The following is an 18,677-nucleotide window of genomic DNA, read 5'->3' as shown; positions in this document are numbered from 1 at the left end:
TTCACAAAATGAAAAAAAATTACTTTTACCTGGCCGGAATGGCCATTATGCTGGTGGCCGCGGTTGTTTTCTACCGTAAATACCAGAATGTTGCCGATCCTGTTCCGCCGCTCCACGAACGGCAAGGGCCTATTTCTACTACCAGCGAATGGTTAAATACGAAAGCCGCTATTCAGGGTTTGCAACGGAAGTTACGCGAAAAGCCCGGCGATTTAAAAAGTAAATTATTGCTCGGTCTGGCTTATATGCAGGAAGCCCGTATTACCGGCGAACACCCCTATTATTATCCGGCGGCACTTAAATTAATTCAGGATGTACTGGATCATGAAAAATCAGACCAGGTATTGTTGTACGAAGCTACCGTAGCCAAAGCCACCATTCAACTCTCATTGCACCAGTTTGCTAAAGCCCTGGAAACCGGAAAAGAAGCCCTGAAAATTAATGACCACGGCGCTGCCGTTTACGGGGTATTATGTGATGCCAACGTAGAACTGGGCCATTACGAAGAAGCCATTGCCATGGCCGATAAAATGACTTCGCTACGGCCGGATCTTAAGTCGTATTCGCGGGTATCGTACCTGCGCGAAATTTACGGCGATATGCCGGGTGCCATCGAAGCCATGAACCTGGCCGTATCGGCGGGCTTTCCGGGCTTGGAACAAACTTCCTGGGTTTTGGTAACCTTGGGCAGTTTATACGAAAAAACCGGCGACCTCAAAAATGCCGAAGCGCAGTATAACAAAGCTTTAGGGCAATCACCGAATTACGCTTTTGCCATTAGTGGGCTCGGTCGTTTGGCCGTTAAAAACAAAGATTACGATAAAGCCGCTGAATTATTTACGAAAGCAGCTAACATTTTACCTGAGTTTTCATTTCAGGAAGAATTAGTGCGGTTGTACCAGCACCAGGGAAACACGCGTAAAGCAGAAGCTACCATGAAAGAACTGTTGGCCGGCCTGGAAGAAGACCAGGAAGCCGGACACGTAGTAGACCTGGAACTAGCTCATATTTACCTGGAGTTAGGCAAAAATCCGGACAAAGCGCTTACTTACGCTTTAAAGGAATACAAAAAAAGACCGGATAACATAGATGTATGCAAAGCCTTAGCCCAGATTTACTACCAAAAACAAGATTTTGCTACAGCAGCCAGCTACCTGAAAAAAGCTACCCGCACGAACAGTCAGGATGCTGGTTTGGTATGTCTGGAGGGCTTAGTAAAATATCATTTAGGTAATCAGGCCGAAGGAGCCAATCTTATTCAAAAAGCATTGGCCATTAACCCTTACCAAAATACTGCCCTGAGTACAGAAGGCAGAAATCTGGTAAATAAATCTATCTCTAAAATTTAAGTGAATCTCCGGTTTTTGTAAATACAGTTTGTATTCTGGTAGGCTGTTCACGCACCCAAATAAGTTTTCTAACCCCAGTTGCGGGAATAGTATTTATTATACCTCTTTCACAAATGCCGAAATATTTCGTTCGCTTTAATTTCTAAACTTTTCTTTTATGTTTAAAACCGTTACCGTTTATTGTATGCTGGTTAGCTACTTTTTAGTAGTGCTGGTTACGAATATTACCACGGTAAATGCGGTTAAATACACTCATACCTATAGCGCGGGCAAACCTTACGTACACGCGCCCGACTGCCAGCAACGGTATTATCTGCAATTTGATTGTTTTGAACAGTGCAACAACCCGGTGCTAAGCGATGCGCCCGATACGCCTGTAAATCAGTATTTTTATTTATTAGCCAATGGACCCGATTTGCATTACCTGGTTCCTTTGGTTTTTACGAATGTCCGTTACCGGGTTACGGTAAAAATGAATTTCTCTCGCCCAAAGGTATTTCTTACCCCTGGTTTTGCCGCTATCTACTGCCCTCCTCCTAATGAGATTTAAGGCCTTCCCGCCACGATATCCGTTTTTGTTGTCGTAATTTGTAAATGGCTTTCACCCGATAAGTTCGGGCAATCCTATATGCCTGCCTTATTCCAAAATAAATCTCATCATGAAACACTTTTACCAAGGGTTAGCAAAATCCTTTTTAAAGGCAACCTGCCCGTTCAAAAAAAACTTACTCCCGATTAGTATAGTAATAAGCTTCTTTTTATGCGGAGCACTTTCTGCATCGGCCCATAAAATTTCCATTAAGGGCGCGGTTTACGGCAAAAACACGAATACGCCTTTAGCGGGAGCTACGGTTAAATTAGTAAATACTCCTAAAATATCTACCACCGATAATTTTGGCGTGTATATTTTCACCGACCTGGCTGATGGACCTTACGAATTACAGATTTCTTACCTGGGCTACGAACAAAGCCGGGCGAGCGTAGAAGTAAGCAGTTCCTCCCCGGCCAAAGTAGTAACGCACCTGGAACCAGGCAACTTACAATTATCCGAAATAGCTGTATCTGCCGCCCAGGAAAAACCTTTAAACATCATTAGCGCCGTAGACTTGCAAATGCGGCCCATCCAAAACTCGCAGGAAATATTGCGCTTTATTCCGGGCCTGGTCATGGCGCAGCACGCGGGTGGCGGCAAAGCCGAGCAAATTTTTCTCCGCGGTTTTGACATTGATCACGGTACGGATATTAACCTTACCGCCGATGGCATGCCGGTAAATATGGTGTCGCACGCGCACGGCCAGGGTTATTCCGATCTGCACTTTCTCATTCCGGAAACCATTCAGGCCGTTGATTTTGGTAAAGGGCCGTACCAGGCCAATAAAGGAAATTTTGCTACTGCCGGCTACGCCGATTTTCGCACTCGCCCCGCTCTGGATAAAAACAGCATTAAACTGGAAGCGGGTCGCTTTGATAATTACCGGGCCGTGGGAATGTTTAATTTACTCGGACCCGCTGCGCGGCAAAATCATCAGAATGCTTATGTAGCCGCCGAATATTTATTTAGCAACGGGTATTTTGATTTGCCGCAGAACCTGGATCGCTTCAATGTTTTGGGCCGCTATCAAGGAATTATCAACGACAAAACCATTATTAATGCTTCGCTTTCCGCTTTCCGGAGCAATTGGGGCGCTTCCGGCCAGATTCCGGAACGAGCCGTAAAACAAGGGCTTATCAACCGGTTCGGGGCCATTGATAGCAGCGAAGGCGGCAATACCGCGCGTTATAACGCCACCATTTCCCTGGAGAGAATGCTGGCCCACGAGGCCACCATCAAGAACCAGGTTTACCTGATAAAGTACGATTTTGATTTGTATTCTAACTTTACCTTGTTTTTGAACGACCCTATTCACGGCGACGAAATCCGGCAGCGCGAGAGCCGCACTATTTACGGGTACCAAGGCAATTACGAAAAAGAATTTACTTTTCTGGGTAAACCCGTGCGAAGCGACGTTGGTATTGGGCTGCGCTACGACGATGTAAACGGCTCGGAACTTTCGCGTACCCAAAACCGGACTTATTTATCCACGGCACAAAAAGGAAATACCAACGAAGCCAATGCCTTTGCCTACCTAAGCGAAACCTGGGAATTATCGCCGCGCCTGACCGTAAATGCTGCTTTGCGCTTCGACCAGTTTTATTTTAGATACCAAAACTTATTACCTACCGACACCCTATCTGCCCTATTAAAAACCCAACGGCACCGGCTCAGTCCCAAGTTTAATATAACGTATGCTGTTTCCCCGTCGGTGCAGCTTTACCTGAATACCGGCCAAGGTTTTCACTCCAACGATGCCCGCGTTTCGGTGCTGCCCAACCACCGCGAAATTTTGCCCAAAGCTACTGGCGCCGACTTGGGCATTACTTTTAAACCTTTTAACCGCTTGTTTATAAATGGGGCCTTGTGGTTCCTGGATTTAGAGCAGGAGTTCGTATACGTCGGCGATGAAGGGGTTGTGGAGCCTTCCGGCAAAACCCGCCGCTTTGGGGTTGATGTATCGGCTCGTTACCAACTTACCGATAACCTGTTTGCCGATGCCGATGTGAACCTGGCTAAACCCCGCGCCCGCAATACCGAAGCCGGCGCGTATTACATTCCCTTGGCGCCCACTACTACCAGCACCGGCGGTTTTACTTACCAAACACCAAACAAATTCCGGGGCAGTTTGCGCTACCGCTATGTAGCCGATCGCGCCGCCAACGAAGATTACAGCTTAACCGCCAGTGGTTATTTTTTACTCGACGCCGTAGCCGCTTATACCTTCAAAAAACTCGAATTTAAAATTAGTGCCGAAAATTTACTCAACCAGAAATGGAAAGAAGCCCAGTTCGAAACCGAGTCACAGTTGCGCGGCGAAGCGGAACCTGTAACTGAAATTAACTTTACGCCGGGTACGCCGTTTTTTATTAAAGCGGGGATAACTTACTCCTTTTAATTTTTCTCGCAACCTACTTCCAATCCCTTTTCCTACTAGGCTTAGGGATTTTTTATTTTAGGACAAAGAAGAAGCTATATTTTAGAATTGTATTCATAAATTGTAAAAAGAGATTGCAGCAAAGTAGTTTTTTCTATGACGGCATTTCTTTTATTAACGACTAACAGCGGCAAGCAATGAAGTTTGACAAATCGCTTTTAAAACCTTTAAGTGGATTAGTCCTGCACGGGGGCATTAATTGTCTAATAACAGCAGTTACCGGCGGAGCTTCTGCACCCGTTTCGGTTTTTGCGGCTTTGGCTGGGGCTATAACAGGAAATTTGGCTTCTAACCACGTGGCAGTATTAAGTAATTTAAGTTATGATAAAGTTTTAAAAAGATTAAGTAAAGCTGATCCCGAGAAAGTTAATCATGATTTAGAGCGGCTTTTCCGGCAATCAGCCGTTGTTGCTTTAGATTATATTAAAACTTCTTTTCTGACTCATATTAATAAAGATCACCGATTAGAAGATTTAAGCGACGAAGAAAGAAAAGAATTTATACAAGGGCTTACTTACTTTTTTAATGAAAACATTGAAGACTTGAGACTAGCCATTATAGATGATATAGTAGCAGTTGACAAAAATTCAATAAAAGCCCCCTCTTCCTTCTTAGATAGAATTGTAGCGGATATTTTCATATTGACTTCAGTAAAATTTGATCCTGAAACCAAACAAAAGTTGCAAGAATTTTATGCGGCACAACTTCCTTATTGCTTTGAATTAGCTTTTAAAGAAGCGTTAAAAAATGACGAGCCTGGCTTTAAAGCGTTCCAGATTTGGATACTAGAAGATTTACGGGACCAAAATGCGCAACTTTTGCACGGACAGCAACACCTTTTAGAAACAATAAACAATCTTAGAGAAAGAAGTATTAATTATTTACCGAAAGAAGAAGCAGATAAAAAAGCGGAAGAACAAGCGCAAAAGATTTATAATCTACTAGAGCAGGACTTAACCGGCATCAAACAAACATTAATTGTCTTATCAGCAGACATAAACCAAAATTTCGATAAGGTTTATAGAATAAATCAGCTTACCTATGAGAAGGTACTTGGAATGGATATAACTCTAAATCGTATGGAGCATAAGTTAGATGTTATTGCTGAAAATCGCTCTACTAACATAAACCTCTATCCGCATGAATTAAATCTTATTCCGCGCCATACGGATGAGTTTATCGGGCGGGAAAACGATCTGGAGAAACTGGAAGCTGAATTAAATAATTCGGCTAAAGTTGTTTTGGTAAATGGCTTAGGCGGTATTGGCAAGACTACTTTGGCTAAGAAATACTTACAGATTCACGCCAAAGAGTACAATCACGTAGCCTGGATAGAAATTAAGCAAGATGATTTAATTGCAACTGATAAAAGCGGCGAACAGGCTTTTATCGGCGCTTTTGCTTATGATAAAACTTTATGGGCTAATGGTTTAAATTTGAAAATAGAGGATACTGCTTCGTTACAGGAACGTTTTAACAGTATTATTCACGCCATAAAAAATATGGCTGGCAAAAACCTGCTGGTAATAGATAATGTTGGAGAAGAAATAAAGAAGTTCAACAAAATACTGCCCACTCCTCCCTCCTGGCATGTATTAGTAACCAGTCGAAATATTCTTTCGGGTTTCACCCCTTTTCATTTAGATAAACTGGAAAAAAATAAAGCGATAGAATTATTCCGTACTTGGTATGAAGCCGACGAAAAAGAAATAGAAGTTTTATTGGAAGAAACGGACTATCATACTTTAATGATTGAAATGCTGGCTAAAACCTTGCAAGCTTCCCGACAACGGTTAACAATTGAATACCTTACAGAGAGACTAAAAACTGGCCATTTAGATGATGTTAAACTGCAAAGAAGAATAGAACTTAGCCACACTCAAGAAGAAACCCAATTGCTTAAGCACTTGCTACTTACTTTTCAATTCACTGCATTAAATGAAACTGAAATATTTCTGCTCAAAAATTTTTATTTCCTGCTACCCCAGTATTACAAGCTTGATAGCATTCTTTATTTATTACAAGTAGCGGAAGAAGATGAAAATAATATTATAGATAGCTTAGATAATTTAGCAGAAAAAGGTTGGCTGAGCCGGGAAGATAATTTTTATTCCATGCATCGTCTTATTCAGCAGGTTATATTTTATCAACTTAATTTGAGCGTGGCTGATGCAGAAACATTGTTTAACTCTTTTACAAGATTAACTTATACAGATGCTCATTCTGACAGAACAATTGCCTTTAACTATATCCCCTACGTAGAACATCTTTTAGATAAAGCTTCTAATGAGGAATTTGATAATGAATTCCAAACATCTTTATTAATTAATCTGAGTAATTTATACAGTGCTATTAAAGAGTACCAAAAAGCCGAAAACGCGTCTTTAGAAGCCTTGAACATCTACCGCAGTTTGGCGCAAAACAATCCGGTCGCCTTTGAGCCGAATGTAGCCATGGCACTTACTAATTTGGGAGCTTCATACCGTGATATTCAGGAGTACCAAAAAGCCGAAAACGCGTCTTTAGAAGCCTTGAACATCTATCGCAGTTTGGCGCAAAACAATCCGGTCGCCTTTGAGCCGAATGTAGCCACAGCGCTTAATAATTTGGGTATTTTATACCGTGATATTCAAGAATACGAAAAAGCCGAAAAGGCGTCTTTAGAAGCCTTGAACATCTACCGCAGTTTGGCGCAAAACAATCCGGTCGCCTTTGAGCCGAATGTAGCCACAGCGCTTAATAATTTGGGTATTTTATACCGTGATATTCAAGAATACGAAAAAGCCGAAAAGGCCTTTTCAGAAGCTCTGGAAATCAGAAAAAAGCTGGCGCAAAACAATCCGGTCGCCTTTGAGCCGAATGTAGCCATAACGCTTAATAATTTGGGTATTTTATACCGTGATATCAAAGAATACGAAAAAGCCGAAAACGCGTCTTTAGAAGCCTTGAACATCTACCGCAGTTTGGCGCAAAACAATCCGGTCGCCTTTGAGCCAGATGTAGCCTTGGCACTTACTAACTTGGGGGTTTATACCGTGATATTCAAGAATACGAAAAAGCCGAAAAGGCCTTTTCAGAAGCTCTGGAAATCAGAAGAAAGCTGGCGCAAAGCAATCCGGTCGCCTTTGAGCCGAATGTAGCCATAACGCTTCATAACTTGGGTATTTTATACCGTGATATTAAAGAATACGAAAAAGCCGAAAATGCATCTTTAGAAGCTCTTAAAATCAGAATTAAATATCTAAGTAACCAACCGCATACTTGGAATGAAGTCGTAAAATTATATTTACTTCTAGCAATAATCTATCAAAACTTAGAGAAAAAGTTCCATGCTTTAGGATGTGTAAAATGGGGATTAGTTATCTTATTACTACACTGCAATTCACAAGAACAAGCTAATACTTATATTAATTATGGCAGGGATATAGTAAATTATTATGGTTTAGACTACGAAAAATTTTGGAACGAAGAAGTAGTATCTGAAGTGCATAAAATCAGAAAAGGAGGTTCTACTAACCAGTAAAATTCCTTTCTTAATATGGCATTAATGTTCGGCAAAGTTTGCCATTTAGCCACGCAATAAATTTTATAATTGAAAGTGCAACTATTTATTGCTTCATTTTTTAAACTTAGACTTCTAATTACTATCAAGTATAAATTGACGATTATAACCTTATTCATAATTTAAATTTTTTCGCTCAAATTCATAACCTAAGTTACAACAAGGTTGTGTCTTGTTCTCCAAAAATAACCAACCATCAATCAGGTTTACCTTTTTAACTACCATTTTTGCCTAACGAAAGTACTTTTCCAGGGCTTTATCTTCTCCTTTCCATTGCGCAATTTTGGCCAGGCTGTTGACTAGTGGCTCTTGAATAAAGCCGGGAATGTCGGGTAAATACGTGCCGCTGTAGCCCAAAAGCAGCGCCATGTGCCAGGGGTTTTTAGTAACAGCGCCATCGAATTGACCGTCGTTAGCCAGGCCATACACTATTCGCACGCTTTTTTCCAGTCCACCGGCCGGACTAACTTTAACCCGCAGAAGGATCGTTTCATTGGTGGGGTTAGAGAAATAATGCAACTCTCCTTTACGCGCCGTAGCGCTTTGGCCTTGGTTTACCCGGTATTCTTTTCCATTTTGGCCCACCAGGGCTTGGCCTTTTAGAACGGTAAAATGCTCGTCAAATTTTTTATGATAATGCCATTCATTGCCGCCATGCGGTTCCACTTCTACCTGTATTAATTCGTAAGCGCCATTCGTTTCCGCCCCGGTTTTCAGGAAGGTAGATCTGTAATTACCTCCGCTGTTATACACCGTGCGGTCGGGGCGGTTGCCTATGCTTAAATCCAAAGGCGGCAGAAATAAGGCAAAGCCGGTTATAGCCACAAACAGAAAAAGCACCAGAAAAATAGGAAGGCCAATAAGGGTGTATAACAACCGGATACTTAAATGATGCGCGCCTTTCCAGATACGAAAAACTCCGGTGGGATAGAATAAAAAAGAAGTCCACTTCCACAAGTTAGTGTTAGTATCGGCTGGATTGAAAGCAGTTGTTAGGTTATTCATGAATTTTGTTTTTTTTATACAAATTTGTACCTTAAACCGATGGAGGTGCTACGGGAAAACGGATTTTGATTGCGGCAAAATGGATAAAATTGAAAATCACGACTGGAGTACTATTTTCAGCGACATTTCGCAAAAGGAAGTGTTCCGCAACGACCGCTATACCGAAGTAGTGGCGCATTTTAAGGAACCCAACTTAGCTACTGCCGAAATCACGTCTATCCGTACGCCGGGCATTGAATTAGTACAGGCCAATTTTACTACGGCCCGCCAGCTGGTACTCGTAGACCCGGAAAGTTCAGAAAAGGTAAGTTCTTCTTTTGTTTTAAGCGGCGATTTAGAGTCCCAGTTTTCCTTACATAAAGAACCGGTAACCCATTGGGTAAACACCCACGGTTTTCAGTATACTCCTGACTTTCAAGGCCAACATATCATCCATAATCAAAAACTGCAGGCCTTTTCCTTTTCTTACGATAACGCGTATTTTAAAAGTATCGCGCAATCCGCCGGCGTTACCTACCTGGACAAGGTTCTGGATTGCATGGATCGCGGCGAAACGCTGTTGGTACCGCCCGGTAAACTAGCCTTACTGCCCCGGATGGCAGAGTTGCTGCACGCTATTGTGCAGTGTAAGTTTCAGGGAATTACCAAATATTTATTTATTGAAGCCAAAATGCTGGAATTATTTGCTTTGCAAATGGAGCAGCTTAATGCGGGCAACAACAAAAAAGAAGATTGGAGCCCCGCCGACCGGGAACGCTTGAAAGCCGTGCATGACTTTATCACCCAGAGTTACCTGGAACCTCTCACCTTAACTGGCCTTTGTTACCAATTTGGCCTGAATGAGTTTAAATTAAAGAAAGGTTATAAGCATTTTTTCGGTACTACCGTTTTCGGCCACATTCACCATTTGCGGATGCAAACGGCGCAGCAGCTACTGGCTACAGGGCAAATGAATGTTTCGGAAGCTTCCTTTCACATTGGTTACAACAACATCAGCAGCTTTTCCGAAGCCTTTAAGAAAAATTTTGGCTACCAACCCGGTAAGATACGCGCCTACAGCACCCGCTATTAAGAATTGGGAAGCTAAATATTCTTTGTACAAACCCAACTTATCGCGTCCAATTACTGCGTAGACTATCCTGAACATCTTTTAGCTAAAGAATAGTAGATAAACCATTGTATTCTGGGGAACGTTACTAGGTTAATTCGTGACGGAGGGCAAGTTGTTAACCGTTTTACGTATTTTAGATTTCCATAATTTTTATTTACGAGCATGGTAGCTATTGGCGATTACAACGAACTGGAAATAGCAAAAGAGGTAGATTTTGGCGTTTACCTGGATTCGGAAGATGGGGAAATTTTACTACCCGCTAAGTATGTACCCGAAGATGCGCGCGTAGGTGACCGGCTGCGGGTTTTTATTTACCGCGACTCCGAAGATCGGATGATTGCCACTACCCTGGAGCCCCAAGCCAAAGTCGGTGATTTTGCCGCTCTGCAGGTAAAAGATACCAACCAATACGGCGCTTTTCTGGAATGGGGATTGGAAAAAGATTTGTTTGTGCCTTTCCAAAATCAGCGCGATAAAATGCAAACCGGGCGGCGGTATATGGTATATATTTACCTCGACGATAGCTCCGACCGCATTGTGGCCACCGCCAAATACGAAAAATACCTGCAGAAAGAAGTTAAGGACCTCACGGAAGAACAGGAAGTAAACTTACTCGTAGCCGGTTTTACCGACTTAGGTTTTAAAGTTATCGTGGATAATAAATACCTGGGCATGTTGTATAAAAACGAAGTTTTTCGGGAGTTGCCTATTGGCGAACAAACCAAAGGTTACATTAAAAAAATCCGGGAAGACCAGAAAATAGACGTAACACTGCAACGCGCGGGTTTCGGTGAAGTAAAAGATGCGGCCCAAGTTATTCTGGAAAAGCTACAAGCGGCCAACGGTTCATTATCTTTATCCGACAATTCGCATCCGGATGAGATTTACCAAATGCTGGGCATGAGCAAGAAAACGTTTAAAAAAGCTATTGGCACCTTATACCGGCAGGGCCAGGTTTTATTGCATGATCAAAGCATCTCGCTGAGTAATCAAATAGAAGAGTAGTTTTTCTTTTTTAAAGTCTGCATTAAAAAATGCATTTCTCCAGTGAAAACCCATTAAAGTGAAGCAGTAAAACAACTAGGCACGAAGAAAAAAATAGCACAAGCAAATGCTTGTGCTATTATAAAATGGAAAGGATTAATTGTATCGATTGAATTAGACGGTACTTTTTAGATTTACGATTAAGAGAGCATACCCTCAAGAATCTATCAAATCTTAGTTTTTTGAATCTTTATTCTGATTTTGCTGTAGTAGCACTACTGGCCGCTAGCGCAGCTTCTTTCGAAGTAATATACCCAAACAAGCCATCTTTTTCCTGATTAATGCCGGCAGAAAAATACAGGCGGGATAAATCCACGTTAGTAGCGGTACGCGGCGGGAAAGCAATTTCCCATAAACCATCGATTTGGATTGGTTTTTCATCGTGGTTCAACAGCGGACCTACGTACTTACCATCGGCCGTATACAAGTTAATGTAACCGTCGCCGAAATTTCCGACTAAAATGGCATCTTTCAGGTCGCTGTATTTCGCATCATCTTTAAAAAAGCCTTTTGGTACCCGCGCAATCCCCCAGGGAGCATTTAAAGTTCCGCCGGAAGCAAAACGTTTAATTAATTTACCATTCGGTTCATAAATACTAACGTATCCTTTGCCCTTGCCAGTTTCAGGAAAACCATCCTTCCCTTTTTTGGCGTAGAGCACGTACAATTTATTGCCTAAATTGCGGATATTGAAAGGCGCATAACCTGCCGGTAAATAAGGATCTTTGAACAACGTGGTTTTTCCTTGTTTAAATGCAGCATCGAATAAATCAATTTTGTTGATGCTGAAATTGGCCGCGTACAGAAAATTTTTCCCTCCGGCTACAGCTTTAGCTAAACCGGTGTAAACGGCGCCTTTGTAACCGTTATTGGTAGACCGGTCAACTAGTTTTACCGAACCGCCGGGCGCCCAACCGGAGATGATTCCGTCTAAACCACAAAAAAGAAAACGGGCCGGATTACCACTTGGCAATTTAAAATCGGTAGTGGCGTTAAAAACTATTCCGGTAGGTAAACCTCCGGTGGCAGCCGTAGGCGACGGCACCGGTACTGCTGGTATGGCATCTTCGCCTTCGGCCGTCAAAATAAAACTCAGACCCGTATTGGTAGTATTTACCCAAGGGTTACCGCCCGCATTAAACGCCATGCCCCAGGCGTTCTGAAACTTGGGCTCTACCCGTTTAGCCTTATAATCTCCGGCAATACTGGAAATTAAATTTACCCGGCTAAGCTTTTTAAGATAGTCGGGGTAAGTAGCATTACTTAACGAGGTCTCCGATTTTTTAACTTCTTTATCTAGTTCATCCAGGTTTTTATCGCAACCCGAACTTACTACCGTGAAGGCAATAGAAAAGGCAGCTATTTTTGAAACAGCAGTTTTACTTAAATTAGGCATTAACTTTCTCATAGATTGTATAAAATTTAAAAAGGTGAATAATCAAGGTGAATAGCATTTAGGTTAGCAGGAAGGCTCTCCCTAAATCTTTGATTTTAAATGTTTAAGCCGAAAGATCTTCTCTCCTTTTCAGCATCCGGAATACCTCATTAGGAACAGGACAAAGAAATACAGTTCTGGCGCCGGCCTCAATCCCCGAAAAAGGGGAATTTTGAATTGCATAGTGGGGCAACGTTAAAAAAACAATACCAGAGTATCCCCGAAAGTGGGGAGATTGCAAAAACAATAATTAACTGATTACCAGAATCATGCTGCTTTAAAAGTTAGTTTTAAGCCTTTTTTAAAACTTTGGCGGGTAGGCTTTTGCTTCGGTGGGCACCTTAAAATGGCAACCTATATTTCAGCTTCTATTTAATTTAGATTTCGCTTATAACAGAGTAGAGTAAGCCTTGCTAAATAAAAGACGAGAACAGGAAAAACTAAAAAAATTTATTTGTATACTGCTCCATTTTGGCAGCAAGCAAACCAGAAAAGAAAAGAGAGTAATTTTGAAGCTATGGAGAAAGTAAATTAATGCTGATAATGCTGAAAAAGGCCCGGATAGTGGAAAAATTTGCCTCTTGCTTTTTGCTGTTTTAAATCATTCTACTTCTTAAAATTTTAAACTTTTGTCATGAAGAAAGTTCTGTATTTATTTTTTGTGTGCCTGGCCGGCTCGGCGGCCGCGCAAACTGCCAGTTCGGGAACAACGGGCAACTTTTCGCCCGTGGTAAATTTTACTGCCGATCAGGATCGGCAAAACATGATGAAACAGTTAGGGATTGAAGCCCTCCGGCCGGGGCCCAGCGGCGATGAATCGGCCCCAAACCATGCCAATTACGACGAAGCTTTAGCCAATCCTTACCCTAACTACCCCGAAGTCTTAACTTTAAAAAACGGTAAAAAAGTAACCACCCCAACTCAATGGTGGAACCAGCGCCGCCCGGAAATAGCCGAAGACTTTGAACGAGAAGTGTACGGCCGCATTCCGAAAAAAGTACCTAAAGTGACCTGGCAGGTAACCATTACCGATAAAGAAATGGTGGGCCGCACCCCGGTAATTGCCAAACAGTTAGTAGGCCGCGTAGATAATTCGGAATACCCATTGATTGAGGTAAATATTTCCATGACCGTGGTTACGCCCGCTAATGTAAAAGGGCCGGTGCCCGTATTAATGTTATTCGGCCGAAGCGGATTGCCTGCTCCTACCCAACCGCCTAAGGAAGATCTAGAAAAAATTAATGCAGCCCTGAAAGATCTACTCATCAAGAGTGAGCCGTCCTTAAAAGCTATTTTCGACCAGTACCCGGCCTATAATCCTTTCACGCCTCCTGCCACCAATCCGTTTGCCGGTTTTCCCACTCCTGGTACTCCACCCAGCGACCCACCAACTATTAATCAGTTGCTGGCCGCAGGCTGGGGCTATGTTTCCCTCGACCCCACCAGCATTCAGGCGGATAATGGCGCCGGTTTAACCAAGGGCATTATAGGTTTGGTAAACAAAGGTCAGCCGCGTAAACCCGAAGATTGGGGCGCCTTACGTGCCTGGGCCTGGGGAGCTTCCCGCGCTTTAGATTACCTGGAAACCGATTCAGCTATAGATGCCAAAAAAGTAGGCATGGAAGGTGTTTCGCGTTACGGGAAGGCAGCTTTGGTTACGTTAGCTTATGACCAGCGTTTTGCCTTGGGTTTAATCGGCTCGGCCGGACAAGGCGGCACCAAACCCAACCGGCGTAATTTTGGGGAGGCAGTAGAAAATTTAACCGGCGGCTTATATTATTGGATGGCGGGTAATTACCTGAAATACGGTGCTGCTAAAGCTTCTTTCGGCAGCAAAACTGCCAATGATCTTCCGGTAGATCAGCACGAATTAATTGCGATGTGCGCGCCCCGGCCTACTTTTATTAGTTACGGCATTCCCGAACAAGGCGACGCCAAATGGCTGGACCAACAAGGCAGTTACATGGCGACGGTTGCCGCCGGCCCCGTTTTTAAGCTACTTGGTGCCCGCGATTTGGGCGTTACGGAAAGTTATAAAACCGCTAAAATGCCCGGCGTAAATGTAAGTTTACTGGACGGAGAACTGGCCTGGCGCCAGCACAATGGCGGCCATACCGATGCTCCTAATATTAAATACTTTATTCCCTGGGCCAGTAAAATGCTAAAATATACGCCTGTTCCTGTTACGCCTACTCCATAAAACATAATTTATGGCAAAGAAAAGCTTTAGTACCTGAAAGAGATAAGTAAGTATAAAATAATATGCAGACTTTTTAGATGAGAACCTATCAATCTTCTTACTTTAAAGAGCTACGGTTGTAGATAGAGCTTTAAATTTCTAGAGATACAATAAAAAAGCCCCAACTTTTCGTACTAAAAAGTTGGGGCTTTTGGTATTATTAAATTAATTGTTTAGAATTTCCAGCGCACAAAAGCCTCCATTGCTTCGTAATCGGCAAGCCCGAGTTTATCGTACATTTTGGCGGTTTCACGATTCCGTTCGGCGGCCCGCACCCAGAACTCCCGGGCATCGTCGCCGGGAAATACGGGGCGGTCTTTCTGGGATTGATGTTTGAAAATAGCGTTACGTTTCCGTTCTACTTCCTGCGGCGACAACGGTACGGCCATTTCAATTTCGTGCACTTCAAACTCGTGCCAGGCTCCCCGGTACATCCACAACCAGCAGTCCTTTGTCCAGCTTTCGGTTTTTTGCAGTCGCTTCATGGCCTCTAAAATTATCCGGAAACAAACAATGTGCGTCCCGTGCGGGTCGGCGAAATCGCCGGCGGCAAAAATCTGGTGCGGTTTTACCTGCTGCAGCAAATCGATGGTCAGCTCAATGTCTTTATCGGTTACCGGATTTTTACGGGTTTTACCCGTTTCGTAAAACGGCAAGGCCATAAAATGAATGTGATCATCGGCTAATCCCGCGTAACGAGCGCCCGAAAAAGCTTCACTTTTCCGGATAAATCCTTTCACGTCGCGTACTTCCTGGGTATCTATCTGGTTAGGTTGTTTCTGAGCGAAGAAAAGGCGCATGTCTTCGTAAATCGACTGCAATTGTTTACTGTCTTTGCCAATACTATTGCTGAAATCAATGGCAAACTCCATGTAACGCAAAACATCGTCGTCCCAAACGGCGGTATTTCCCGAAGTTTGATACGCTACGTGTACATCGTGCCCTTGATCGACCAACCGGATAAACGTGCCGCCCATCGATATAACGTCGTCATCCGGATGCGGAGAAAAAATAATAACTCGTTTTTTAGCGGGTTCGGCCCGTTCCGGTCGTTGCGAATCATCGGCGTTCGGTTTGCCACCCGGCCAGCCGGTAATGGTATGCTGAATTTTATTAAAAACGTGAATATTAATATTGTAAGCCGGACCTTTTTCTACGGCTAATTGCGCCATACCGTGGTTATTATAATCTTCTTCGGTAAGTTTTAAGATGGGTTTATTTAACTCGCCGGATAACCAGATTACTGCTTTTTTAGTCAGTTGTTCGTCCCAGACGCAATCTTTTACCAGCCAGGGAGTATCAAAACGGGTCAGTTCAGAAGCAGCATCTTCGTCGAGGATAAATTCTACGTTATCTGAAAGTTGCAAGTAAGTAGCCGGTACTTCGCTGGACATTTCGCCTTCTACCGCTTTTTTAATAATCGGCGCTTTTTTGGCATTCCAGGCCATCAATATAATTTCGCGGGCCTTAAAAATGGTACCAATACCCATGGTAATAGCTTTGGTGGGCACATTTTCTTTTCCCCCAAAATCGCGGGAAGCATCCCGGCGGGTCAGGTCGTCTAAGGTAACCAAGCGGGTACCGGAGTTAGGCGCCGAACCAGGTTCGTTAAATCCAATGTGACCGGTACGACCTATCCCCAAAATCTGTAAATCTAAGCCGCCTAAATCTTCAATTTTCCGTTCGTAAGCCAAACAAAAAGCGGGTATTTCTTCCAAAGCAAGGGTTCCGTCCGGAATATTAATGTTTTCCCGCGGGATATCAATATGATCGAATAAGTTTTCGTTCATGAAAGTCACGTAGCTTTGCGGCGCCGTCGGACTCATAGGGTAGTACTCATCCAGGTTAAAAGTTATTACATTTTGGAAGCTCAAGCCTTCTTCGCGGTGCAAACGAACCAATTCCGCGTAAACTTCAATTGGCGTGGCTCCGGTAGCTAGGCCTAGCACAGTAGTTTCCCCATTTTGCTGTTTCCGGCGAATCAGGTCACAAATACGACGGGCTACTTGCTGCGAAGCAATGTGCGGATCGGGGTAAACCGTAACGGGTAGTTTTTCAAAACGGGTTTCTTCTAGTAAGTTTAAGCGAATCATAGTTTAACGGAATAAATGGGTTTATGATTTATAAATCTGGGACACGTTACTGGTTGACAACTTCTTTTAAGCAGCACTTTGGTTTGTTCCGCGGTTATTTTTAAATAGAATTTTTACACTTCTTTATTTTTGGCAAAGCCAATATTGTTTTCGAAAATATTTTCCATTACCAAAGCCAAAGAACCCAAAATCAAAGTGTTTTCGCCTAAATCCGACAAGGCAATGCTGGTTTTTTCGCGGAGTTGCGCCATGCAATACGTATTTAAAGATTGCTGAACCGGCGTAGTAATATATTGCCGGGCTTCCGCAATGGTACCACTCAAAATAATTAACTCCGGATTAAAAAGCTGAATTAAAATAGCCAGGCCTTTGCCTAAATGTATTCCTACTTCCGATAAAATTCGGATGGCAAATTGATCACCTCGGTTCGCCGCCTCGATAATGACGGGCGGCTCTAGTTGCTCTATTTCTTGGGCGGATAATTCGCTTAACATAGAAACAGCGCCCGCTTTAATTCCTTCTTTGGCTAAGCGCACCAAAGCCATACCCGAAGCTACCGTTTCCAGGCAGCCGCGCTTACCGCATTGGCACAATAAACCATCGTCCACTACGGGAATATGCCCGAATTCGCCGGCGAAGCCCGAAGCACCGCTCCGCAATTTACCATCCATGATCATTCCCAAGCCAATGCCCCAATCCATCCAGACTACCAGTACATCTTTTTTACCGCGGGCCTTGCCAAACCGGTATTCGGCCAGACTAATGGTTTTTACGTCGTTCTGAATAAAAACCGGTTTTTTAAATTTTTTTTCGAGAATTTCCTCCAGCGACTCCGATGAATGAGTGGTTAATAAATAGGTATAAGTGTTTCCCTCTTTCGAAGCCACTAAGCCGGGCACACTTATGCCAACGCCAATAAGTTTATTTTTATCCACTCCGGCAGATTGAATGAGTTCTTCGACGCACGAGTACAATTGGTCCACCGCAGTTAAATCCTGGGTAATTTGCAAAGGAAAAGTGCGGATACCAGTGATATTTTTGTCTTTATTATTGAAAATAGCCATCCGGGTTTTGTGCTTTTCCATTTCAATACTCAGGACAAACAGCGAATTTTCCTGTAAACCGTATAAATCCGGCTTACGCCCGCCAACCGATAAACCCCGGCCTTGCTTTTCGACGATACCTTCCGAGATTAGCTCGTTTAGAAGCGCCATAGAAGTAGGCGCACTAATAGTAAAATGTTCGCAGATAGCGGCGTTCGTTTTAGCTCCTTTAACGTATAAAAATTTAATAATCTTAAGCTTTTGTAAATGCTTTTTGCGCTCGACGTGATTAAGCGTATCTAAGTAAGTATCTTCGGAGAGTAAGGCGCTCATGTAACCTGATTAACTTAAACACTGCAAGGTATTTAAAGTAGCGAAACAAACAAATTTACTTTTGTAAAATTTTTGTTAAAGTTAGATTAATTAAGTTAAATTTTTAATTTAAAAAATTAATCAATCTGATTTTATAACCGGGTAGCATATTAAGTTACTTTATGAATAACTCCATTCTGTAAAAAACTTTCTTACTTTCAAGAGTGTGGTAGGCAATAAAGCTAAAGCTTTTAAAGTTTACAAAAAGTTGGGTCCGCCAGAACAGTAGTGCTAGATGCCAAGGGCAATTTACTTTTGGGTGACAAGGCAGCCAAACCAAATAGACTAGGCAGCAACGACATAAAAGTAATTATATAAACTTGCCTATCTCCTGGGGTGGTTTCATTTAAATTGATAGTTTTTATCCCTTCAATTCTTATTTTAGAAATATTCCG

General features: G+C 42.8%; 10 protein-coding genes and 2 pseudogenes. 8 read left to right on the top strand and 4 right to left on the bottom strand.

Annotated elements, in window-relative coordinates; all coding sequences use genetic code 11:
• Nucleotides 1-8: 8 nt before the first annotated feature.
• The 5 genes and pseudogenes from AHMF7605_RS24240 to AHMF7605_RS24220 all read left to right on the top strand — a co-directional run.
• Entirely contained in the window at nucleotides 9-1,349 is a 1,341-nt protein-coding gene (locus tag AHMF7605_RS24240) for a tetratricopeptide repeat protein (RefSeq protein WP_106932553.1), read from the top strand.
• Nucleotides 1,350-1,506: 157 nt separating this feature from the next.
• Nucleotides 1,507-1,899 (top strand): hypothetical protein, encoded by a 393-nt coding sequence (locus tag AHMF7605_RS24235; RefSeq protein ID WP_106932552.1) that lies wholly within the window; start codon nucleotides 1,507-1,509, stop codon nucleotides 1,897-1,899.
• Nucleotides 1,900-2,008: 109 nt separating this feature from the next.
• A complete protein-coding gene (locus AHMF7605_RS24230; RefSeq protein WP_106932551.1) occupies nucleotides 2,009-4,339 on the top strand; it encodes a TonB-dependent receptor in 2,331 nt (776 codons plus the stop codon).
• A gap of 176 nt (nucleotides 4,340-4,515) precedes the next feature.
• Nucleotides 4,516-7,332 (top strand): annotated as a pseudogene (locus AHMF7605_RS24225) (tetratricopeptide repeat protein); the annotation flags it as partial.
• A gap of 125 nt (nucleotides 7,333-7,457) precedes the next feature.
• Nucleotides 7,458-7,901 (top strand): annotated as a pseudogene (locus AHMF7605_RS24220) (tetratricopeptide repeat protein); the annotation flags it as partial.
• A gap of 270 nt (nucleotides 7,902-8,171) precedes the next feature.
• On the opposite strand, the gene AHMF7605_RS24215 reads toward AHMF7605_RS24220, so the two are convergent.
• Nucleotides 8,172-8,945, bottom strand: a complete 774-nt coding sequence (locus tag AHMF7605_RS24215) for a cupin domain-containing protein (RefSeq protein ID WP_106932548.1) — start codon at nucleotides 8,943-8,945, stop codon at nucleotides 8,172-8,174.
• Nucleotides 8,946-9,024: 79 nt separating this feature from the next.
• Between AHMF7605_RS24215 and AHMF7605_RS24210 the strand changes: the two genes are divergently transcribed.
• The gene (locus AHMF7605_RS24210) at nucleotides 9,025-10,017 is read left to right on the top strand and encodes a helix-turn-helix transcriptional regulator (protein ID WP_158267608.1); all 993 of its coding nucleotides are present in this window, start codon (nucleotides 9,025-9,027) and stop codon (nucleotides 10,015-10,017) included.
• Nucleotides 10,018-10,218: 201 nt separating this feature from the next.
• Nucleotides 10,219-11,061 carry a CvfB family protein gene (locus AHMF7605_RS24205; RefSeq protein WP_106932546.1) on the top strand — a complete coding sequence of 281 codons (843 nt, stop codon included), beginning with the start codon at nucleotides 10,219-10,221 and terminating at the stop codon, nucleotides 11,059-11,061.
• Nucleotides 11,062-11,290: 229 nt separating this feature from the next.
• On the opposite strand, the gene AHMF7605_RS24200 is transcribed toward AHMF7605_RS24205, so the two are convergent.
• Complete coding sequence (locus AHMF7605_RS24200) at nucleotides 11,291-12,508, bottom strand: TIGR03118 family protein (protein WP_106932545.1); 1,218 nt, start codon at nucleotides 12,506-12,508, stop codon at nucleotides 11,291-11,293.
• 661 nt (nucleotides 12,509-13,169) lie between these two features.
• Here AHMF7605_RS24200 and AHMF7605_RS24195 point away from each other — a divergent pair.
• On the top strand, nucleotides 13,170-14,735 hold the full coding sequence (locus AHMF7605_RS24195) for a glucuronyl esterase domain-containing protein (protein ID WP_106932544.1): 1,566 nt from the start codon (nucleotides 13,170-13,172) through the stop codon (nucleotides 14,733-14,735).
• A 212-nt stretch (nucleotides 14,736-14,947) separates the two neighbouring features.
• Here the strand turns inward: AHMF7605_RS24195 and nagB are convergent, their stop codons facing one another.
• Together nagB and AHMF7605_RS24185 are read right to left on the bottom strand one after the other, a co-directional pair.
• Entirely contained in the window at nucleotides 14,948-16,867 is a 1,920-nt protein-coding gene (gene nagB, locus AHMF7605_RS24190) for a glucosamine-6-phosphate deaminase (protein ID WP_106932543.1), read from the bottom strand.
• Between the two features lie 113 nt (nucleotides 16,868-16,980).
• A complete protein-coding gene (locus tag AHMF7605_RS24185; RefSeq protein ID WP_106932542.1) occupies nucleotides 16,981-18,243 on the bottom strand; it encodes an ROK family protein in 1,263 nt (420 codons plus the stop codon).
• Between the last annotated feature and the right edge of the window lie 434 nt (nucleotides 18,244-18,677).

The sequence above is a fragment of the Adhaeribacter arboris genome (genome assembly GCF_003023845.1).
GTDB lineage: Bacteria > Bacteroidota > Bacteroidia > Cytophagales > Hymenobacteraceae > Adhaeribacter > Adhaeribacter arboris.
This window is presented reverse-complemented; position numbering and strand designations above follow the sequence as displayed.